This window comes from Pedobacter psychrodurus, assembly GCF_032678585.1.
In the GTDB taxonomy this organism is placed as follows: Bacteria; Bacteroidota; Bacteroidia; order Sphingobacteriales; family Sphingobacteriaceae; genus Pedobacter; species Pedobacter psychrodurus_A.
The window spans coordinates 84,452-103,816 of record NZ_JAVTSN010000011.1; the positions used below are offsets into that span (position 1 = coordinate 84,452).

At 39.1% G+C, this 19,365-nt stretch carries 23 protein-coding genes; 13 read left to right on the plus strand and 10 right to left on the minus strand.

Going from position 1 to position 19,365, the window contains the following annotated elements; translation table 11 throughout:
• Nucleotides 1-18 precede the first annotated feature (18 nt).
• A complete protein-coding gene (locus tag R2S57_RS09385; protein ID WP_316844789.1) occupies nt 19-1,506 on the minus strand; it encodes a xylulokinase in 1,488 nt (495 codons plus the stop codon).
• 186 nt (nt 1,507-1,692) lie between these two features.
• Between R2S57_RS09385 and R2S57_RS09390 the strand changes: the two genes are divergently transcribed.
• From R2S57_RS09390 to R2S57_RS09410, 5 genes are all read left to right on the plus strand, one after another.
• Nucleotides 1,693-2,028: a tRNA-binding protein gene (locus tag R2S57_RS09390; protein WP_316844790.1), complete on the plus strand. Its 336-nt coding sequence runs from the start codon at nt 1,693-1,695 to the stop codon at nt 2,026-2,028.
• A 434-nt stretch (nt 2,029-2,462) separates the two neighbouring features.
• Nucleotides 2,463-2,933 carry a nucleoside deaminase gene (locus R2S57_RS09395; protein WP_316844791.1) on the plus strand — a complete coding sequence of 157 codons (471 nt, stop codon included), beginning with the start codon at nt 2,463-2,465 and terminating at the stop codon, nt 2,931-2,933.
• 298 nt (nt 2,934-3,231) lie between these two features.
• Nucleotides 3,232-3,840 (plus strand): superoxide dismutase, encoded by a 609-nt coding sequence (locus R2S57_RS09400; protein WP_316844792.1) that lies wholly within the window; start codon nt 3,232-3,234, stop codon nt 3,838-3,840.
• 97 nt (nt 3,841-3,937) lie between these two features.
• Complete coding sequence (locus R2S57_RS09405) at nt 3,938-4,399, plus strand: hypothetical protein (protein WP_316844793.1); 462 nt, start codon at nt 3,938-3,940, stop codon at nt 4,397-4,399.
• 43 nt (nt 4,400-4,442) lie between these two features.
• Nucleotides 4,443-4,697 carry a hypothetical protein gene (locus tag R2S57_RS09410; protein ID WP_316844794.1) on the plus strand — a complete coding sequence of 85 codons (255 nt, stop codon included), beginning with the start codon at nt 4,443-4,445 and terminating at the stop codon, nt 4,695-4,697.
• Between the two features lie 104 nt (nt 4,698-4,801).
• On the opposite strand, the gene R2S57_RS09415 is transcribed toward R2S57_RS09410, so the two are convergent.
• Together R2S57_RS09415 and R2S57_RS09420 are read right to left on the minus strand one after the other, a co-directional pair.
• Complete coding sequence (locus tag R2S57_RS09415) at nt 4,802-5,734, minus strand: hydrogen peroxide-inducible genes activator (protein ID WP_025141452.1); 933 nt, start codon at nt 5,732-5,734, stop codon at nt 4,802-4,804.
• A gap of 184 nt (nt 5,735-5,918) precedes the next feature.
• The gene (locus tag R2S57_RS09420) at nt 5,919-6,845 is read right to left on the minus strand and encodes a GDP-L-fucose synthase (RefSeq protein ID WP_316844795.1); all 927 of its coding nucleotides are present in this window, start codon (nt 6,843-6,845) and stop codon (nt 5,919-5,921) included.
• Nucleotides 6,846-6,958: 113 nt separating this feature from the next.
• Here R2S57_RS09420 and trmB point away from each other — a divergent pair, with 113 nt between their 5' ends.
• Both trmB and R2S57_RS09430 read left to right on the plus strand, forming a co-directional pair.
• Entirely contained in the window at nt 6,959-7,609 is a 651-nt protein-coding gene (gene trmB, locus R2S57_RS09425) for a tRNA (guanosine(46)-N7)-methyltransferase TrmB (protein ID WP_316844796.1), read from the plus strand.
• Entirely contained in the window at nt 7,609-7,941 is a 333-nt protein-coding gene (locus R2S57_RS09430) for an MGMT family protein (RefSeq protein ID WP_316844797.1), read from the plus strand. The genes trmB and R2S57_RS09430 overlap by 1 nt, the downstream gene beginning before the upstream one ends.
• On the opposite strand, the gene R2S57_RS09435 is transcribed toward R2S57_RS09430, so the two are convergent.
• Nucleotides 7,931-8,290: a hypothetical protein gene (locus R2S57_RS09435; protein WP_316844798.1), complete on the minus strand. Its 360-nt coding sequence runs from the start codon at nt 8,288-8,290 to the stop codon at nt 7,931-7,933. The genes R2S57_RS09430 and R2S57_RS09435 overlap by 11 nt on opposite strands.
• A gap of 58 nt (nt 8,291-8,348) precedes the next feature.
• On the opposite strand from R2S57_RS09435, the gene R2S57_RS09440 reads away from it, so the two are divergent.
• The 3 genes from R2S57_RS09440 to R2S57_RS09450 are packed head-to-tail and all read left to right on the plus strand — an operon-like array spanning nt 8,349 to nt 9,709.
• The gene (locus R2S57_RS09440) at nt 8,349-8,702 is read left to right on the plus strand and encodes a carboxymuconolactone decarboxylase family protein (protein ID WP_316844799.1); all 354 of its coding nucleotides are present in this window, start codon (nt 8,349-8,351) and stop codon (nt 8,700-8,702) included.
• Between the two features lie 55 nt (nt 8,703-8,757).
• The gene (locus R2S57_RS09445; RefSeq protein WP_316844800.1) at nt 8,758-9,120 is read left to right on the plus strand and encodes a four helix bundle protein; all 363 of its coding nucleotides are present in this window, start codon (nt 8,758-8,760) and stop codon (nt 9,118-9,120) included.
• Between the two features lies 1 nt (nt 9,121).
• Nucleotides 9,122-9,709: a DNA-3-methyladenine glycosylase I gene (locus R2S57_RS09450; RefSeq protein ID WP_316844801.1), complete on the plus strand. Its 588-nt coding sequence runs from the start codon at nt 9,122-9,124 to the stop codon at nt 9,707-9,709.
• Between the two features lie 131 nt (nt 9,710-9,840).
• Here the strand turns inward: R2S57_RS09450 and R2S57_RS09455 are convergent, their stop codons facing one another.
• Both R2S57_RS09455 and R2S57_RS09460 read right to left on the minus strand, forming a co-directional pair.
• Entirely contained in the window at nt 9,841-10,521 is a 681-nt protein-coding gene (locus R2S57_RS09455) for a hypothetical protein (RefSeq protein WP_316844802.1), read from the minus strand.
• Nucleotides 10,522-10,568: 47 nt separating this feature from the next.
• Nucleotides 10,569-11,339 carry a hypothetical protein gene (locus R2S57_RS09460; RefSeq protein WP_316844803.1) on the minus strand — a complete coding sequence of 257 codons (771 nt, stop codon included), beginning with the start codon at nt 11,337-11,339 and terminating at the stop codon, nt 10,569-10,571.
• 156 nt (nt 11,340-11,495) lie between these two features.
• On the opposite strand from R2S57_RS09460, the gene polA reads away from it, so the two are divergent.
• From polA to R2S57_RS09475, 3 genes are all read left to right on the plus strand, one after another.
• Nucleotides 11,496-14,303, plus strand: a complete 2,808-nt coding sequence (polA, locus tag R2S57_RS09465; protein WP_316844804.1) for a DNA polymerase I — start codon at nt 11,496-11,498, stop codon at nt 14,301-14,303.
• 52 nt (nt 14,304-14,355) lie between these two features.
• Nucleotides 14,356-15,165 (plus strand): energy transducer TonB, encoded by an 810-nt coding sequence (locus tag R2S57_RS09470; protein ID WP_316844805.1) that lies wholly within the window; start codon nt 14,356-14,358, stop codon nt 15,163-15,165.
• A gap of 154 nt (nt 15,166-15,319) precedes the next feature.
• On the plus strand, nt 15,320-15,661 hold the full coding sequence (locus tag R2S57_RS09475; RefSeq protein WP_316844806.1) for a hypothetical protein: 342 nt from the start codon (nt 15,320-15,322) through the stop codon (nt 15,659-15,661).
• A gap of 169 nt (nt 15,662-15,830) precedes the next feature.
• Here the strand turns inward: R2S57_RS09475 and R2S57_RS09480 are convergent, their stop codons facing one another.
• From R2S57_RS09480 to R2S57_RS09495, 4 genes are all read right to left on the minus strand, one after another.
• Entirely contained in the window at nt 15,831-16,508 is a 678-nt protein-coding gene (locus R2S57_RS09480) for a metal-dependent hydrolase (protein WP_316844807.1), read from the minus strand.
• Between the two features lie 256 nt (nt 16,509-16,764).
• Nucleotides 16,765-17,070 (minus strand): YbaB/EbfC family nucleoid-associated protein, encoded by a 306-nt coding sequence (locus tag R2S57_RS09485; RefSeq protein ID WP_316844808.1) that lies wholly within the window; start codon nt 17,068-17,070, stop codon nt 16,765-16,767.
• A gap of 24 nt (nt 17,071-17,094) precedes the next feature.
• Nucleotides 17,095-18,078 (minus strand): hypothetical protein, encoded by a 984-nt coding sequence (locus R2S57_RS09490; RefSeq protein WP_316844809.1) that lies wholly within the window; start codon nt 18,076-18,078, stop codon nt 17,095-17,097.
• A 4-nt stretch (nt 18,079-18,082) separates the two neighbouring features.
• The gene (locus tag R2S57_RS09495; protein WP_316844810.1) at nt 18,083-19,315 is read right to left on the minus strand and encodes a serine hydrolase domain-containing protein; all 1,233 of its coding nucleotides are present in this window, start codon (nt 19,313-19,315) and stop codon (nt 18,083-18,085) included.
• Between the last annotated feature and the right edge of the window lie 50 nt (nt 19,316-19,365).

The following is a 19,365-nucleotide window of genomic DNA, read 5'->3' on the forward strand; positions in this document are numbered from 1 at the left end:
GAGGCTCTTAATTATCATTTATGAACCAATGGATAACTGTTTCTCTAATATTTTTTTCCAATCCTGATAAATTGGCTCATATACTACTGAATGTTTTGGGCTTAAAGTTTTAATTATTTCGTGGTTGGTAAAAGCCTCTTCGGCACTTTTAAAAATCCCGGCACCTATACCTGCTCCTAAAGCCGCACCAACACTGCCATCGTTTTCGTAAAACTCTACCGGGATACCCGTAACATCAACGAAAGTTTGTGCAAAAACCTCACTTAAGAATAAATTTGCCCTGCCTGCACGGATTACTTTGGGCGACATGCCGTTTTCACGCATAATATCCAGTCCATAGCGGAAAGAAAATGCAATGCCTTCTTGCACAGCCCTGAAAATATCTGATGGGTTGTGTGTATTTAAATCGATTCCCAAAAACTGGGCACCAGTGTATTTATTGTTCAACATCCGTTCTGCGCCATTACCGAAAGGAAGAAGCTTTAAGCCATTGCTACCGATTGGCGCTTCGGAAGCCAGCTTGTTCAATTCTGCGTAAGTAGCTAATGGTGCAAAATTATGTTTTGCCCATCGGTACATGCTACCAGTGCCATTGATGCAAAGCAGCACACCTGTATGTTTTTTCTCTTCTGAATAGGTTACATGGGCAAAAGTATTTACCCTCGATTGTTTATCGTAGGTAAGATCGTTGCTCACCCCATAAATTACACCTGATGTTCCGGCTGTTGCAGCCACTTCACCCGGCCTAAGTACATTTAATGAAAGTGCATTATTGGGTTGGTCGCCAGACTTATAGGCCACCGGAATACCACTTGTTAAACCCAACGCAGTGGCAACATCGGTTTTCAGATGTCCGTGCGCCGAAAACAAAGGTCTTACTGCTGGAATAAGATGCTCATCAATGCCGTAATAATGGAGCACATCATTTGAAATTTCATGGTTTTTAAAATCCCAGAAAATACCCTCCGATAAAGCGGAAATGCTGGTGGTAATCTCTCCTGTTAATTTCATGGCGATGAAATCGCCAGGTAACATCATTTTATCGATACGGCCATAGATATCGGGTTCGTTTGCTTTTACCCAGGCTAATTTTGAGGCCGTAAAATTTCCCGGAGAATTTAAGAGGTGTTTTAACGCTTTCTCTTCGCCGATGGCCTCAAAAGCCTGATTACCCAAATCTATAGCTCTACTGTCGCACCAGATAATGCTATCTCTTAACACTTGTTGATTTTGATCTACCACAACCAATCCGTGCATTTGATAAGCAATGCCGATGGCTTTAATTTCTTTGGGATCGAATAAAGCTGTAGCATTTAACTTCAGTATAGCCTGTTGTACATTAAACCACCAATCGTTTGGCGATTGCTCTGCCCAGCCAGTCTGTAAAGATTTAATGGCTGTTTCCTCTTCGGGATATTGGGCTGTAGCAATATTTTGTTGTGTAGCCACATCAACAACTGCAACTTTTATAGATGAAGTACCTAAATCGATCCCTAATAAATACATGCTTTTATTTATTTAATATTTGGTTATGCAAACGGTTGCATAAAGATAGTTTTAAAAATATAAAACGCAAATTTTTTATAAAATTGGCTTGATTCAAGGCCATTGGTTAAACTGCATTAAATATAATTTGGTCGCTAAGCGAATTATTTAATCATTTATATTTGCCAGATAAATTAAAATTAAGCTATGGAACAGATTACCTGGGATGATTTTGAAAAGGTAGAATTAAGGGTGGGAACCATTTTGGAGGCATTCGAATTTCCTGAAGCCCGCAGACCGGCCTATAAAGTTAAAGTAGATTTTGGTGAGTTCGGAATTAAAATGAGCAGTGCACAGATTACCAAACATTATGCTCTGGACGAACTACCGGGAAAACAAATTGTTGGGGTAATCAACTTCCCGAAAAAACAGATTGGTAAGTTTATGTCCGAATTTTTAGTTACCGGTTTTGCTGATGAAAACGGCGACATCGTATTAACTACAGTGCAAGGCAAAGTGCCTAATGGAAGCAAGTTGGTTTAACCCACTTCCAAAGTTTGCCTGAGCCTTGGCCATGTAAACTTCGGAATTTTCACAAGTCATTTCCCGCAGATTTAAAGGATAAGAAACGCAGATCAAAGCAGATTTCTTAAGCGAATAAAATCTTTTAAATCTGCGTTATTTATCCGCAGCAATCTGTGGCATAATAAGCAATCTATTTACCGTGCAGTTTTCTTATTAAGCACATCCCCTGCAAAATAGCCCCGATTGAAGTGATTCCGATCCTTTACAGATCAATCGGCACTAAATTAGCATCGGATTAACGTAAAGCGGGACCGCAGCAACCGATGAGCACCACAATTGCGCTCCAAAAACCTAATCAGAAAAATTTACCTACAGACTTCAGAAGTTTCGGCCGCCTATTACCCTGGTAAACTTCGGAAGTCTTTGACCTCTTAAAACCCTATATTTGCCGCATGAGTTTTTACAATTTCGAAAATACCGACCCTGAGGACGAAGACATCCACTATATGAAATTGGCTTTGGAAGAAGCAAGAAAGGCCTTAAATGAAGATGAGATTCCGATCGGCGCGATCGTAGTGAGTAAAAACAGGATCATTGGTCGCGGCTATAATTTAACAGAGCGCTTTAATGATGTAACTGCACATGCAGAAATGCAGGCCTTTACATCAGCTGCACAAACCATCGGCGGGAAATATTTAAGAGATTGCACTTTATACGTAACCATCGAGCCTTGCGTAATGTGTGCAGGAGCGAGTTATTGGACACAAATTGGTCGCATTGTTTATGGCGCCCGCGAAGAAAAAAGAGGTTTTATTTCCAAAAACGCCAATTTGTTGCATCCGAAAACAATATTAAAAGGAGGTGTAATGCCTGAAGAGTGTGCAACATTGATGCGGGATTTTTTTGCGAGAAAGAGGCAGTAGTTCATCTGGTTGATCTTTAGTAGTTGATGGTCTATAGCTTAATAGTCTACAGATATTTTGACAATCAAGCCATAAGTAAAACCCATGAGCCCTAAAAAGCCACCAAACCACTGACAACTAGCTCTTTTACCCCTAAACCTTTCAACACTCAAACCAACAAAACTTCCAACACCCAACCCTTCCAACTTACAACAGCAGAACAGAAAACGATTTGATGATAATAACATGAACAAATCTTAACGTTCTAATGTTATATTTGCTACAAGAAACATTTTTAAATCTTTAAACATAAAACATTATGGCTTTTGAATTACCTGCGTTACACTACGCAACCGATGCATTAGAACCGCATATTGATAAAACTACCATGGAAATCCACCATGATAAACACCATCAAGCTTACGTTACCAACCTAAACAAAGCGTTAGAAGGTAAACCAGAGGCGACTTCAAGCATCGAGGAAATTGTAAAACACATTTCAAAATTCCCACCTGCTGTTAGAAACAACGGTGGTGGTCATTATAACCACTCTTTATTCTGGAACATTTTAGGCCCAAATAAAGGTGGCGAGCCAACCGGCGATTTAGCTAAAGCAATTAACGAAACTTTTGGTTCGTTCGCTGATCTTAAAACTAAATTACAAGAAGCTGGTGCTACCCGTTTTGGTTCAGGTTGGGCATGGTTATCAGTTGGTGCTGATAAAAAACTTCAGGTTTCTTCTACGCCAAACCAGGATAACCCATTAATGGATATCGCTGAAGTAAAAGGAACACCAATTTTAGGTATCGATGTTTGGGAACATGCATATTACTTAAAATATCAAAACAAACGCCCTGATTATTTAGCGGCAATTTGGAATGTAGTAAACTGGGATGCAGTTGCTGAACTTTACAAAAAAGCTTTGTAAGCTAAAAATCCAATAAAATTTTAGAAAGTCCCGGTGCAAATCGGGACTTTCTTGTTTTAAGATAATTAAGTAACTTCGCAGATATAAAATGTTCGACATGAAAAGGCTTGTAATTTTACTTTTAATTGTAGTTGGTGTAAATGGATTGGTGCGTGCACAGCAAAATAAAGTACCCACCCCTTCCGAAATTGCGCAAAAGAATGTGGATGATCTGGATAAAAGATTAAAATTAAATGGCACGCAAAAAAGTGTGATTTATAGTTTCACATTTAACCAGGCGAAAGAACAGGCCGATTTAATTAAAAGACAACAGGCAGGCAACTCCCGCGAAGAGGATGTAGACAAATTTTATAAACTGCAGAACGAAACCTCAAAGAACATTCGTAACGTATTAAGACCTGAACAACAGACTGAATATGACAAAGTGATAGAGGAACGTTTAAGTGGCAAAGGCTTAAAAGCAAAAAACAAGAAAAAGAAAAAAGGCGAGGAAGAAGAAGTGGAGAGCGATATTAAAGGATTGTTATCTGCACCCCCAGTAGAAAAGCAAAACCAGTAATCACTCCTGATATCACTGGGCAAGATTTTTATTCAAAGTAGCCATGCCAGAAATCATCTTAGGATCACTTGTACTCGGACTGCTGCTTTCGCCACAGCTACTTGCAGGTTTTTTGGCAAAAAGAACAGGCCGGAATTTTTGGTTCTGGTTTTTCATTTCCTTTTTAATCCCAATCATTTCGCTGATTATCCTGATCTTTTTAGAAGATAAAAATCCCGCTGCACAAAGTTATCAATTGGCTGATCATGTGGATAAAGACCGGGAGTTAAAAAGCGAATCTATTTACGAAGTTTCGTAAGCCTGTGTGTCGGAAAACTTCGGGAATTTTGGCAAAACTTAAATGTGATCAGAAACTTGCGAAGTTCTCCATCATTTTGCCCCCCCTTAAACTTCGCAAGGAAGCTAAATCCCTACAATATCTTTTTTCTTTTTTTGCTTCATTGCCTTGGGAATAATTTCCAGGATCTCATCCTTCAAAGCATTAAGCATGCGTTTTTTAATAAAATTTTTATGGGTTACCAGGCTGATTTCGCGTACAGGTTCCGGGGATTTAAAATGACGGATTTTACTGGTTTGTTTTGCGTTTAATTCCGCAATGGCCAGTTCAGGAAGCAATGTTGCACCTCCATTTAAATCAACCATACGAACCAGGGTTTCTACGCTACCCGTATTATATTCCAAACCTTGTAGCCTGTTATTTTTGGTAGAGCGGCAAATGTTCAATACCTGATTGCGCATACAATGACCTTCATTTAAAAGCCAGATGTTTTCGTCGTTTAAGTCTTCTGCATCTACTGCTTTCTTTTTATACAGCTTGCTATTTTTACTGATGTAACTGACAAAATTTTCGTAGTACAAAGGTGTTTCCGTAATGTTCGGATCTGTTAACGGAGTTGCCAAGATGCCGCAATCCAGTACGCCTGTTTTTAAGTGGTGGATAATATCTTCGGTGGTATACTCCCAAATTAAAAGTTTTAATTCGGGATATTTCTCCAGCATGGCTGAGATGACTTCAGGCAATAAATAAGGGGCAACAGTTGGAATAACACCAATTCTTAATTCACCTAAAACATCCTGTTGCTGACTGCTGATCAGTTCTTTAATTTTTCCGCTTTCCTGTAAGATAATCCTGGCCTGCGCAATAATCTGTGCGCCAATTTCTGTCGGACTTACAGGTTGTTTACTCCTGTCGAAAATTTTAACGCTGATTAATTCTTCCAGTTTTTGGACCTGCATACTTAAAGTAGGCTGGGTTACAAAACACTTATCTGCAGCAGTTACAAAACTTCTATAGGTATCAACGGCAACAATATATTCAAGCTGAACTAAAGTCATATAGGTAAAATTGATTTATATTTTCAAAGATATAAATTCTAGCTATAATAAATTAGTGAATGATTGAATTTTGAATGAAAGCCTGTCAAGCTTCATAAAACATTCATTTTATCATTCACTCACCCTATCATTCTCTCACTCCCTCATTCTCTCACTCCCTCATTCTGTAATTCAATCATTAAATCTAATACCTGCTTTCGAAATCCTGATAGGCCAGGGCAATGCCTTCGGGCAATTCAATTTTATGTTTCCAGCCTAAATCGTGAAGTTTGCTTACGTCCATCAATTTACGGGGGGTACCATCAGGTTTGCTGGCATCAAATACCAATTCACCTTCAAAGCCCAACACCTCTTTGATTAATAACGCTAGGTCTTTGATGGTTAAATCGTGTCCGGTACCTACATTGATCAAATGCGGTTCATTATAATTTTGCATCAGGAAATAACAGGCGTCGGCTAAATCATCTGCAAATAAAAATTCGCGCATTGGTGAGCCTGAGCCCCACACCACAACTTCCTTTTCGTTGTTCATTTTTGCTTCGTGTACCTTACGGATTAAAGCGGGCAAAACATGGGAGTTTTGTGGATGGTAATTATCGTTAAAACCATATAAATTGGTTGGCATTACCGAAATAAAATTACAACCATACTGATCGCGGTAAGCATCGCACATTTTAATGCCTGCAATTTTAGCAATAGCATACGGCTCGTTGGTGTGCTCTAAGGTTCCGGTTAAAAGGTAATCTTCTTTTAAGGGCTGCGGAGCCATTTTTGGATAAATACAGCTCGAACCTAAAAACATCAGTTTTTTGACGCCAGTTACATAGGCATTGTGGATTACATTGTTCTGAATAGCCAAATTCTCATAAAGGAAATCGGCCCTATAAGTATTGTTTGCCACAATCCCACCAACTTTGGCAGCAGCTAGGAATACGTAATCAGGTTTTTCTTCAGCAAAGAAATCGGTAACAGCCTGTTGGTTGCGTAAATCCAGTTCACCTGATGTTCTGGTCATGATATTTTCGTAACCTTCTTTTTGCAGTTTACGGTAAATGGCCGAACCTACCATACCACGATGGCCTGCAACATATATCTTAGCGTTTTTTTCCACGGTATTTTTTATAGGTTACAAAAATACGATTCCTAAGCAAGAATGGCATTAATCTTTCTGGCAAAAGAAACATCGGTTATTGATTTAATTGTATTTTTGCAGAAAAAAAACTTTTGGGTAAAGATAAACTTAGGCGTTTTGCAGAAATCGAAACATTTGCAAACGTATATCAATTAGAAGAAGGAAAAGCTTTAAAAGGGACCTGGGCTTCTGAACATTTTAAAAATACGAATCCTATTGTGCTCGAACTGGCATGTGGCAAAGGCGAATACTCGGTCAATTTGGCCCGTTTATTCCCTGAAAAAAATTTTATTGGCATTGATTACAAAGGCAACCGCATTTGGCGAGGAGCTAAAACAGCGATCGAAGACGGGATCAACAATGTTGCTTTTTTAAGGATTCAGATTGAAAACTTGCTGGATTATTTTAATGAGGGTGAAATCGACGAAATCTGGATCACCTTTCCTGATCCGCAGCCACAAGATAGCCGGGAGAAAAAACGTTTAACTTTTCCTGCATTTTTGAACCGCTACAAACTCGTTTTAAAACCAGGTGGTAACGTTAACCTGAAAACAGATAACGATCAACTGTATGCTTATACCTGCGAAAAGGTTGAGGAGCTGGGATTGCCTGTACACAAAAACACCGATCATCTGTATACTTCTGATCTGGTTGACGACGTTTTATCAATCAAAACCTATTACGAGAAAAAATATCTGCTACACGATAAAAATATTAATTATATTCAGTTTTCCTTTGACTAATGGATACCAACTTTTACGAACAGGTTTATGAGATTGCCCGTTTAATCCCGAAAGGGAGGGTTACCTCTTATGGAGCCATCGCTAAAAGTTTGGGAGCCGCAAAATCGTCGAGAATGGTTGGGCATGCCATGGCTTATGCCGGAACAGCCCATCCAAAAGTACCCGCACACCGGGTGGTAAACAGCAGTGGTTTGCTTACCGGAAAGTTTCATTTCAGTCCACCGGACTTAATGATCGAACTCTTAAACAAAGAAGGCATAGAAGTGAAGAACGATAAAGTCCTTAACTTTAAAAAGGTGTTCTGGAATCCACTCGAGGAAATTACAATATAACAGGCAGGCTCCGTTTATAATCGGTAAGTGTAAAAATAATCAAAATCAACAGGCCGAGGCAGGCGTAAAATATTTCATCGGTTAAGTTCCCCTTGAATAAAGTAAAAGCCAAAACAACTAATACAATACTTACAAAAAACTCGATTATTCCGTGCAGCTTAAGGTTGACTATTTTAAATATGCCTCCGCTGAAATCGGTACTTACCGTTAGTAAAAAATGAATAATACCAAGTGCATAGGCCAATGTTGATGCTGTTTTAGAAAGGCCAAAAACATCAGGAGAAGCCAATAAAAAAATGACTAAAATGTAATCTAAAACAGCGTGGAATTTTGGGGATATCATTTTCATCATCAAACATTTATATCTCTAACAAATAATAGTTGAAAAAGATTTTTAATTTTAAGATATGGGAAAATTAGTTGAAGAATTTAATGGCTATCGCGAAAAAATGAACGATAGGATTATGGAAACGGCGAACACTAACATTAAACGGTTTTTCGCCCTCGATACCACTTCTTATGCAGATGGTGCCCTGGATGTTAAAACAAAAGAAATGTTGGGCTTGGTGGCCTCCATGGTTTTACGTTGCGACGGCTGCATTAAATATCACCTTGGCAAATGCTTCGATGCAGGTGTAAACAGCGACGAAATGAATGAAATCTTCATGATTGCGAATCTTGTAGGCGGTAGCATTGTTATTCCGCACTATAGGAGAGCCGTTGAATATTGGGATGAGCTTTGTTCTAGTCCTCAGTCTTAAGTCCATAGTCAGAAGTCTATAATCCAACCAAATTATTACATTAGTTAAAAAAACGATGGGGAAGTTTAGAGAATTAATAGCCTATAAAAAAGGATTCGCTCTTCTGATGGACATCTTTACCTTAACTAAAGACTTTCCTAAATCAGAGCAATACAGTTTGGTAGATCAGATCAGAAGATCTTCGAGGTCTGTATGCAGCAGTATTGGCGAAGCTTATAAAAAAAGAAGATATCCAAATCATTTTATTAGCAAGCTATCAGACGCAGATATGGAGAATGGCGAAACGCAAGTTTGGTTAGATGTAGCGCTTGCTTGTAATTATATTTCTGAAGAAAAGTTCAGTCACTTGGATGCCCAATGTGAAGAAATAAGCAAATTATTAAACTTTATGATTAGCAACCCTGCAAAATTCTCATAATATGACTCAAGACTCTGGACTAAAGACTAAGGACTTAATTATCCGCTGCTCATGGGCCGGCACCGATCCACTTTACATTAAATACCACGATGAAGAATGGGGAAAACCCGTTTACGATGATAAAATTTTATTTGAATTTCTCATATTGGAAGGAGCACAGGCAGGTTTAAGCTGGATAACCATCTTGCGTAGGCGTGAAAATTACCGTAAAGCTTTTGCCAATTTTGAGGTGAAAAGGGTAGCTGCTTTTACTGAAAAAGATGTGGAGCGATTAATGAACGATGAAGGTATCATCCGGAACCGTTTAAAAGTTAACAGCGCCATTACCAATGCCAGGCTCTTTATCGAAATCCAGCAGGAATTTGGCAGTTTCTCCAAATACATGTGGAGTTTTGTTCCAGGCGGTAAACCAATACAAAACCACATCGAAAAAATGAGCGATGTTCCACCAAGAACAGAGCTCTCCGACCGCATCAGCAAGGATATGAAAAAACGAGGTTTTAAGTTTTTCGGCACCACCATTTGTTATGCCCACATGCAAGCCACAGGAATGGTTAACGACCATCTATTAAACTGCTGTGCAAGATAAAACCTAATCATTTGGATTAAAATATTCTAACCGAAACAATCCCATAATCGCTTAGTAACCCTACGTTAAACTATTGTGCAAGATGATTTATGCAAAACGATCCTGCAATCCTATAATCGTAATAATCCTATTTACTTTTTAGTCGCGTTATACTCCTTCACCCACTCTATTACCTCTCTACTGTTAAAATCAGTTCCAACTTCTACCTTGGCTTTTAAAGCAGGTTGATCGCCCATTTTTTGCAACAGGATATTTTTGACCTCAGCTTTTTTGCCATCTTCGGTTATTGCTTTCATCGGCACCTCCTGTAAAGGTCCGGCGCCAGGTTTTTCAATAAAGTAGCGAACAACTGGTGCACCTGCAGGCCTCTCCGGAGCAGAATTTCGTCCACCACCGATACTTATGCCACCGCCCATACCCATGCCGCCATAGCCACCTGTACCAGTTCCAATGCCTATTGAGGGTCTGAATTTTACTTTTTTCTCTTTTACCTCTGGTACCAAGGTACCACCACCAAAAGAATAAAGATTAACGGTACCCATTTCTATTACCTTCACAAAACGGTATTCGAAATTGCGGCCATTTGCAAAACCTTTGCTTACGAAACTATTGCCGTTCCAAAAGAAGTTTTTAACATCCTTTGCAGGTAAAATCACATCAGCTTCATCGTTAGCACTGATAAAAACAGAAAAATAATCAGTTCCCTTTATGGTGCCGCGGATTACATCATCATTGTTTTTAACGATGAAATCCTGGGCTGAAAGTTGATTCAGGAAAAACGAGAAAATAAAAACAGATAATAGAAATTTCATATGATCAATTGCTTTTCACAAATAACGGAACTTAATTCCAAAACATACTAATTCAGATTGATTTTGATATTACCTGTTTCTATACCTGGATGTTCTTTTTGAAAGCTGCCGAAGGATTCTTTCATTTTATTTAAGGCGTAAGCTTTCGTATTGCTGATGTTTTTGCTCAACGCATAAAATTTATTGACGATGTAGATCTTAAAAAGATATTCTTTTATTTCTGCAGAGGCCTGCGTATCTGTCATCACTTTGGCTAAATTTTCCCGATCAACAAAATTAATAAGCCCAGCACGCGAAGCGATATAGTTGGCAACTTTGTTCAGACTGTCCACTTTGGTTCCAAAAGCATCTTTTCCCGTATTGATATTCTCAATAGCTTTTAATTGTGGGGCAATTTCCCTGGCTAAAACTTCTTTGTTAAGTGCAATCAGCCCTTTAGGCACAAAGAAAGCAGAATCTAATTTATAGGGATCAACAAAAAGAAATATGGTATCTTTTAAATTAGGGTTTATTAAAGTATACCGATCCACTATCCCTGTAGCCGAATGTTCACTTTTTCTTTTGGTAAAATCAATCCTTGATCCATCCGGCCAACGGTAAGAATTTTCCAGTTTGGCCATCCTTAAGCTTAAGTAACCTCTATCTATTAAATTTTTAAATGCACCAGTACCTATTGGCCGGTTAATAGATGCACCATAGCCATCATCGTTACCTTTCAGGTTTTCAAAAGTAATATAGGTAAGCAAAGTATCAGATGGAAGCTGGGCTTTAATCAAGCCAGTAACCAAGCAAAAGATTAGTGTACAAAATATTTTCATAGCGCGTTTTATTTAATGATGATGAAAGTTAAAGAATTCAATAATTTAATTTTATTTTTTTGTTGATAAAGCATTTTAGCGATATGATTAACTTTGGTTACTTTTATCATCCGATAAATCCATTTATCGGTGTAATCATTAAATCGGTGTAACCACATGAATAAAAAACTCTTTCTCCTCGACGGTATGGCGCTAATGTACAGGGCGCATTTTGCATTAAGTAAAAACCCCCGTTTTACCTCAACAGGCATCAATACATCAGCAGTTATGGGTTTTACCAATACTTTGCTGGATGTTTTGAAGAAAGAAAAACCAACGCATATTGCCGTTGTTTTTGATACCGAAGCACCTACCGAAAGGCATACTACGTTCGAGGCCTATAAAGCCCAACGCCAGGCCATGCCCGAAGACCTCGCTGCTGCAATGCCTTATGTGATTAAACTCATTACCGGATTTAATATTCCCGTAATCACTTCTGATGGTTACGAGGCTGATGATATTATTGGTACGCTGGCTAAAAAAGCAGAACAAAAAGGCTATCAGGTATACTGTATGACGCCGGATAAGGATTTTGCGCAGTTGGTTTCTGAAAATATTTTCATTTACAAACCTGCCCGTATGGGTAACGATATGGAAATATTGGGCGTAAAGGAAATATTGGCCAAATGGGAAATCGAAAATGTATTGCAGGTAATCGACATTTTGGGTTTGTGGGGCGATGCAGTTGATAATATCCCGGGTATTCCGGGCATCGGCGAGAAAACCGCAAAGGCTTTGATCAAACAATATGGTTCTATGGAGAACATTATTGCAAATTCACACGAACTAAAAGGTAAACAACGCGAAAATGTAGAAAACTTTGCAGAACAAGGTTTACTCTCCAAAAAACTCGCTACCATTTTATTGGATGTTCCTGTTGAGCTTGATGAAGCCAGTTTAGAACTCTGCGATCCAAGCCGCGATTTACTGGAGCCTTTATTTACGGAATTAGAATTCAGAACCTTAGGCCGCAGGGTGTTTGGCGATGAGTTTTCGGTTACCACCGCCCGCTTTCAGGAAGGCACGCAAACTGATTTATTTGGCAATCAGACTGGTGAAGCCATTCAGTACACGAACACGCTGGAGGAAGAACCTGCAGAAAAGCTTCCTGCTAAAACCATCGAAAATACAGCACACGATTATCAGCTGGTAGATACCGCTGAGCAACGTGCTGATTTAATTAAATTATTACTTGCCGAAAAACGGATCTCATTCGATACCGAAACCACAGGCACCGATGCAAACATGGCCGATTTAGTGGGCTTATCGTTCTCGGTGAAACCCGGCACAGGCTATTACGTTCCTGTTCCGGCCGATAGAGCAGAAGCGCAAGCTATTGTTGACGAATTTAGAGTGGTGTTGGAAAATGAAGACATCGAGAAAATTGGTCAGAATACCAAGTACGATATTTTAGTGTTAAAATGGTACGATGTTCAGGTAAAAGGAAAACTTTTCGACACCATGCTGGCCCATTACCTGATCGATCCGGATACCCGCCATGGCATGGATGTTTTATCAGAGAACTATCTTGGGTACTCGCCCATCTCCATTACCAAACTGATCGGTGCAAAAGGCAAAAACCAGGGTACCATGCGTGATGTTCCGGTGATTGATGTGGTAGATTATGCTGCTGAAGATGCTGATGTAACGCTACAGCTGGCACACATCTTTGAACCAAAATTAAAAGAACTAAACGCGGCCAAACTGGCCGAGGAAATAGAGAATCCATTGGTTTATGTATTGGCCGATATCGAAAAAGAAGGCGTTCGTATTGATATCGAAACCTTACAGGCTTACTCTAAAGAATTGGAAACCGAAATTATCAAGTTCGAACAGAATGTTTATGATAAAGCGGGGATCAAATTCAACCTGGCTTCGCCGAAACAATTAGGCGAGGTATTGTTCGATAAACTTCAGCTCGACCCTAAAGCGAAAAAGACCAAAACCGGTCAATACCAAACAGGCGAGGATGTTTTAACTGCATTGGCCAGTAAAAGTGATATTGTACAGGATATTTTAGATTTCCGCCAGTTACAGAAACTTAAATCAACCTATGTTGATGCATTGCCTTTAATGGTTAATCCTAAAACGGGCAGGGTACACACCTCTTATAACCAGGCTGTTGCTGCCACAGGTAGATTAAGTTCTAACAATCCGAATTTACAGAATATTCCAATCCGCAGCGAAAGGGGCAGAGAAGTGCGTAAAGCCTTTATTGCTAGGGATGAAAACCACATCCTGTTATCGGCCGATTATTCGCAGATCGAATTGCGCATCATTGCCGAAATTAGTAAGGAAGAGAATATGCTTGATGCCTTTAGCAAAGGTATCGATATCCACACGGCTACAGCAGCAAAGGTATATGGCATCAGCATCGAACAAGTAGATGGAACACAACGTAGAAATGCCAAGGCGGTTAATTTTGGAATTATTTATGGTCAGTCTGCTTTTGGCTTATCGCAAAACCTAGCTATCCCACGTAAAGAAGCCGCAGAAATTATAGAGCAATATTTTGCGCAATATCCGGGTATTAAACGTTATATGAGCGATACAATGAACTTTGCACGTGAGAATGGCTTTGTAGAAACTATAATGGGCAGAAGACGTTATTTAAGAGACATTAACTCTGCCAATCAAACGGTAAGAGGTTTTGCAGAAAGAAATGCCATCAACGCACCCATTCAGGGCTCTGCGGCGGATATGATCAAGATTGCCATGATCAATATCCATAAAGAAATGAAAGTACAACAAGTGCAATCAACCATGACCATGCAGGTACATGATGAGTTGGTGTTTGATGTATTGAGGTCGGAAAAGGATTTAATGAAAGCAATCATCCAGGATAAAATGGCCAATGCCATTAAGTTAACCGTACCTATCGTAGTAGAGATTGGGGAGGGTGATAACTGGCTGGCAGCGCATTAATATGAAAACGTTCTTCTTATTTATCGTAAGTTGCTTTATAACAATCGGATGTATGGCGCAAAAAAGCGATACATTGATTACCTATAATTTTGGTGGCAGCCCGGCGAAAAGGGAAAATGTAAACATTTATAAAATTAACAGGAGAGATACTTTAGCATGGATTAAAACTACTGCAGATAAAAACTTTATTCTCCTAAAAAAAGAGACTTTTGCTGACGAAAAACTGCAGGTACATGATGGAAACTACCAGGAATTTTTGAATGGCAAACTCTTTATCCACGGACATTACGATAAGAATGCTAAAGTAGGAAAATGGATCATTTATGATTCTTTGGGCAACACGGCGCAAGAAATCCATTTCCTGAACAACAAGTTTGATGGCTTATTCAAATCATTTTACGATAAAGACCATATAAAAGATGAAGGTTATTTTAGCCGCGGCCTAAAAACTGGTGAATGGAAAATCTTTTACCCCAACCAACAATTGGCAGCCAAAGAGTTTTATAATACAACAGGCGATTTAACAGACAGCGCTTATTTTGATCAAAACAATCTGCCAACAGCAAAGAAAAATGTCTTAACCGAGCCGATTTTCAAGGGTGGTTATCCAAGATTTTATAAATTTTTGGCAAAAACTCTTCGTTTTCCCGATCCAGACCTGACTGGTAAGGTAGTTTGTTCTGTAACGGTAAATACCGATGGCCGTTTATCCAACATCGAAATATTTTCTTCACCGCACGATCGTTTAAGCCAGGAAGCCATCAGGATACTCAAACTGTCGCCACCATGGTTACCTGGTACATTGTTTGGCCAAACCATCAGCATGCAAACTAAAATCACAATCAACTTTGTCATTAACTGATCAGTCCATTGCAATAAACGAAAGTTCTTAACAATAGCATGTGAAGCAATAAATTATTAAAAAAGCTTAAATTTCATTATCTTCATTAAAACTTCATTCCGTTTAACCAATTTTATATCAACAAATAAACGAGTAAAACAAAAATCGAAAAAACATGAAAAAGTTATTGAGTTTAATCGCAATCGCAGCATTTGGTTTAACAACAGCATTTGCTCAAACACCGGCAATAGCGCCAGCAGCCAAAACCAAAATGGTTGCCAAAAAAGAAGTAAAAACAACAACAGCACCTGTTAAAGCAGGCGCAAAACAAGAGGCTAAAAAAGTAGAAACTAAAACCACTACTACAGCTGCTAAAGTAAAAGCAGATGGTACGCCTGATATGCGTTTTAAAGAAAATAAAGCAAAAGCGGTAACTAAAGTTGCTGGCCCAACTAAAAAAGACGGCACAGCAGATATGCGTTATAAAGCAAATAAAGCTCCTGCTAAAAAGAATTAGGTTCAGGTTTATAATTTGAAGGGTCTCCGATGAAAATCGGAGGCCCTTTTTTGTTTTGGTACGTGTCCTTACAGGCGGGGAGAGATTTATCTTGTTAAATTTCTCCATTCCGTTGGTCGTGATTTGTAATCACGTCCGTTAGCGCTGCGGATTTGTAATCCGCAGCATTTTATAAGTTTATGGTCTCACCAATTTCTGGTAGTAACAAGGTTTTCTGTTCACGTGCAAATTTATCCAATGCTACCTTGGTATCAATTTCAATTACAGGGAAGGTATTATAATGCACGCCAATTACTTTATCACAATCAAAATATTTTGTGGCAATTAGTGCATCATCAACATCCATAGTGTAATTTCCACCAATAGGTAAAATGGCATAATCTAAATTGTAAATATCAGCCAGAACCTTCATTTCGATGGTTAAACCGGTATCGCCAGCAAAGTAAATCTGTTTGCCATCCAGCTCAAGCACGAAACCTGCAGGATTACCGCCATAACTTCCATCAGGTAAACCCGAAGAATGCGTAGCGGGTACCATGCGTACAGTTCCCCAATCGAAAGTAAATTTACCGAAGTTCATTCCATGTACTTTTTCTACGCCCTGCCTCGCAGCCCAATCAGTGATCTCCGGCATGGCAATAACCGTAGCCTGGGTTTGTTTAGCTAACGCAACTAAATCAGCAACATGATCGCCATGACCGTGACTAACCAGGATATAATCGGCCTCGATGGCTTTAATATCGATATTTTTGGCCAGTGGATTGTGCGATATAAAAGGATCGAACAATAATTTTTTCCCAGCAGCTTCTAACAAGAAACAGGATTGGCCATAATAGGTGTATTTCATAATTTTAGTATCGAGATTTATAGTAGTATAGTATCAAGTAGCGAGATCTGAGTAGCAAGAGTATCAAACAGCGATATCCAAGTATCAAGTAGCGAGATTTGAGTAGCAAGAGTATCGAACAGCAAGATCCAAGTATCAAGTAGCGAGATTTAAGTATCAAGTGTATCAAACAGCAAGATCCAAGTATCAAGTAGCGAGATCTGAGTATCAAGAGTATCAAACAGCGAGATTCAGTATCAAGATGGATTTAATGATGCTATTGCCCGAACATGCCGCCCAGGCCACCCAGCATATCTTGAGCTGAAGCTTGCATTTCGGCAGCGCTTACCTGTTCGGCACTCGCCATGGCTTTATTGATCGCAGTTAACAATAATTCTTCCAGCTCTTCTTTGTCGGCATTTTTCAAGAATTCCTCATCGATAGCAATCCCGGTAATGGCCTTATTTGCTGTTGCGGTGATTTTTATAGCACCATTCTCTACCTCACCATATACTGATATGGTGTCGAGGCGTTTTTTAATTTCTTCGGCTTTTTGTTGCGCCGCTAATAATTTATCGAACATAATAGATGTGTTTTTATATTAAAACTAAATTCTGCCTAAAATCGTATTTGCTTCATCAATAAAAAGGTCGATTTTTTTTGTACCTATAAAGTTTTTAAGGATTAAGGTGATTACTTTCCTTTTAGCAGGCACTTCTATCTCCGCCCTAACTTCGGTACCAGAATAAATAAGATTTGTTGTTTTACGGATAATCTGGAAACGGATCAGGTCGTCGAAAGCGTATTCTTTTACCACGCGACCGGCAAATGTAGAACGGATTATTTTCTGCCTAGCCTTATCAAAACGGATATTGGAAGTTGCCGCAAAGAGAAGGGCCAAACCAATGGCAGCAGGAAGATAACTTATAAATATCCTTTTAAAGGCATTTTCATCAACCATAAAACCCGGATTAAGTAATATGGCAACGGTAATGCCGATCAAAATTAATCCAAAGATTAAACTGCCCATTTTGTTATCACGCAATAGATATACGCCACCTTCTTCTTTAAAAAACTGAAAGTCATAAATGGTTTGTTTGGGAATAACCGGAGCATTGGCAAAAACCAGTTCATCAATTTTCGGCAATACTTCCTGTTGAAATTGAATGAGATTGGCATTGGTGGCCTTATTGTAACCCGCCGACACAATTAAGCCTTTTCCGTGCCTGTTACTCTTTTTAAACAAGCGATAATTATAACCGCTTCCAAGTATCTCGTATGGCTGAACCGAGGCAATATCATCAAAGGGGATTGAACCGATAGGCAAAAAACCAATCTTTTTATATAACCGCCGACTATTGCCATCAAAAATAACTTTGCTTTCGGCAATAAAAATTAACAGTATAGGGATTAACAATAGCAAACCATAATATCCGATGGTAAAGCTTGCTGAATAGCCTTGCAGCGATCTGGATAGAAAAAAAATAAATCCCGCAATGAGTGCGAAAAAAATAATGCCAACGATCCTTAAATTTCTTTTAGGATAGATGGTTAACGCACCTGGTTCAATAATCCACTTTGTTTTTGCCATAAAATTAATCTTCGTCCGAGCCTGGCAAACTTCCGTTGCCATGGTAAGCACCCTTACGGATAATTGGCATATCGAAATGTTTGTACAGATCATCGAGATGCATTAAACTTCCGTTGGTGAGGTTGCCTAAAAACACAATAACAATGTTTTTGTTTAAATCTCTCACATAAATGTGGCGGAAACCATGCCACCAGCCAGTATGGTAAACCACTTTGTCCATTTTTTCGCCATCAAACATCCTCCAGCCATAACCATAGTTAAAGTGGCCATTAATAGGCTTATTGTGACCGGTATAGGCAGAATCGAGACTTTTTTTACTTAATAATCTACCATTTTTCAAATATTTATCAAACAATACCAAATCGTGCACCGTACTATAAATGCCTTTATCGCCAACTGGCCCATCTAAAAAATTCTGTGCAACAGAATATCTAAAACTATTGCGGTCATGACCAACCACATCAACCGGGATTTTTTCGTATTCGGTTGTGCTGTACACGTGCGTATGTTTTAATCCGGCTGGTTTAAACACATGTTCCATCATGTATTGCGAATAACGCTGTCCGGTTACTTTTTCTATAATGGCACCCAAAACCATAAAGTTTGAGTTGTTATAGTGGAAACGGTTATCTGGTTTGGTATAAGGATTTGGCTTGCGTTCGGCAATCACATCCATTACTTCCTGGTTGGTCACACCTTTCTTCATGTTCCGCTTTTCTTTGCGCCAGATATCGTCGATAAAGTAAACATAGTTCATCATACCACTGCGGTGAGAAAGCAACAATTTCACCGTGATGCCATCATATGGAAAATTGGGATAAAACTTTTTCACATTATCGTTTAACGATAGTTTGCCTGCTTCTACCAATTGCATAATGGCGGTTCCGGTGAACGTTTTGGTAATGGAAGCCAGCTCAAACTCTGAGTTAATGGTTAAACTATCACGGTGCAGGTAATCGGCCCAGCCAACTGCTTTCTCGTAAAGGATCTTACCATCTTTGGCCACAAGCATATTTCCGTTGAAATTGAATTTCCGGTGTAGGTTATCAACAAAATCAGCAATCCATTTATCGCCCTTTTTGGGGTCGTAGGCAATTAGCAGGCTATCGGCTTTATCGTCTTCTTTGGTACGGATTTTTTTTTCAGCGGCCTTTTTCTCGTCAGATTTTTTGCTTGAACATGCAGTTAGTAAAGTTACAGAGAGGGCTAATGCTGAACATATATATCGAAAATTCATTAATATCGGGGATAGTGTATTTAAAACCCGAAAATTAAAGAATTTTAGAC

Excerpts from the sequence above, each read along its gene's own strand:
- R2S57_RS09385 (WP_316844789.1), bottom strand. The coding sequence starts at position 1,506 with ATGTATTTATTAGGGATCGATTTAGGTACTTCATCTATAAAAGTTGCA.
- R2S57_RS09390 (WP_316844790.1), top strand. The coding sequence starts at position 1,693 with ATGGAACAGATTACCTGGGATGATTTTGAAAAGGTAGAATTAAGGGTG.
- R2S57_RS09395 (WP_316844791.1), top strand. The coding sequence starts at position 2,463 with ATGAGTTTTTACAATTTCGAAAATACCGACCCTGAGGACGAAGACATC.
- R2S57_RS09400 (WP_316844792.1), top strand. The coding sequence starts at position 3,232 with ATGGCTTTTGAATTACCTGCGTTACACTACGCAACCGATGCATTAGAA.
- R2S57_RS09405 (WP_316844793.1), top strand. The coding sequence starts at position 3,938 with ATGAAAAGGCTTGTAATTTTACTTTTAATTGTAGTTGGTGTAAATGGA.
- R2S57_RS09410 (WP_316844794.1), top strand. The coding sequence starts at position 4,443 with ATGCCAGAAATCATCTTAGGATCACTTGTACTCGGACTGCTGCTTTCG.
- R2S57_RS09415 (WP_025141452.1), bottom strand. The coding sequence starts at position 5,734 with ATGACTTTAGTTCAGCTTGAATATATTGTTGCCGTTGATACCTATAGA.
- R2S57_RS09430 (WP_316844797.1), top strand. The coding sequence starts at position 7,609 with ATGGATACCAACTTTTACGAACAGGTTTATGAGATTGCCCGTTTAATC.
- R2S57_RS09435 (WP_316844798.1), bottom strand. The coding sequence starts at position 8,290 with ATGAAAATGATATCCCCAAAATTCCACGCTGTTTTAGATTACATTTTA.
- R2S57_RS09440 (WP_316844799.1), top strand. The coding sequence starts at position 8,349 with ATGGGAAAATTAGTTGAAGAATTTAATGGCTATCGCGAAAAAATGAAC.
- R2S57_RS09445 (WP_316844800.1), top strand. The coding sequence starts at position 8,758 with ATGGGGAAGTTTAGAGAATTAATAGCCTATAAAAAAGGATTCGCTCTT.
- R2S57_RS09450 (WP_316844801.1), top strand. The coding sequence starts at position 9,122 with ATGACTCAAGACTCTGGACTAAAGACTAAGGACTTAATTATCCGCTGC.
- R2S57_RS09455 (WP_316844802.1), bottom strand. The coding sequence starts at position 10,521 with ATGAAATTTCTATTATCTGTTTTTATTTTCTCGTTTTTCCTGAATCAA.
- R2S57_RS09460 (WP_316844803.1), bottom strand. The coding sequence starts at position 11,339 with ATGAAAATATTTTGTACACTAATCTTTTGCTTGGTTACTGGCTTGATT.
- polA (WP_316844804.1), top strand. The coding sequence starts at position 11,496 with ATGAATAAAAAACTCTTTCTCCTCGACGGTATGGCGCTAATGTACAGG.
- R2S57_RS09470 (WP_316844805.1), top strand. The coding sequence starts at position 14,356 with ATGGCGCAAAAAAGCGATACATTGATTACCTATAATTTTGGTGGCAGC.
- R2S57_RS09475 (WP_316844806.1), top strand. The coding sequence starts at position 15,320 with ATGAAAAAGTTATTGAGTTTAATCGCAATCGCAGCATTTGGTTTAACA.
- R2S57_RS09480 (WP_316844807.1), bottom strand. The coding sequence starts at position 16,508 with ATGAAATACACCTATTATGGCCAATCCTGTTTCTTGTTAGAAGCTGCT.
- R2S57_RS09485 (WP_316844808.1), bottom strand. The coding sequence starts at position 17,070 with ATGTTCGATAAATTATTAGCGGCGCAACAAAAAGCCGAAGAAATTAAA.
- R2S57_RS09490 (WP_316844809.1), bottom strand. The coding sequence starts at position 18,078 with ATGGCAAAAACAAAGTGGATTATTGAACCAGGTGCGTTAACCATCTAT.
- R2S57_RS09495 (WP_316844810.1), bottom strand. The coding sequence starts at position 19,315 with ATGAATTTTCGATATATATGTTCAGCATTAGCCCTCTCTGTAACTTTA.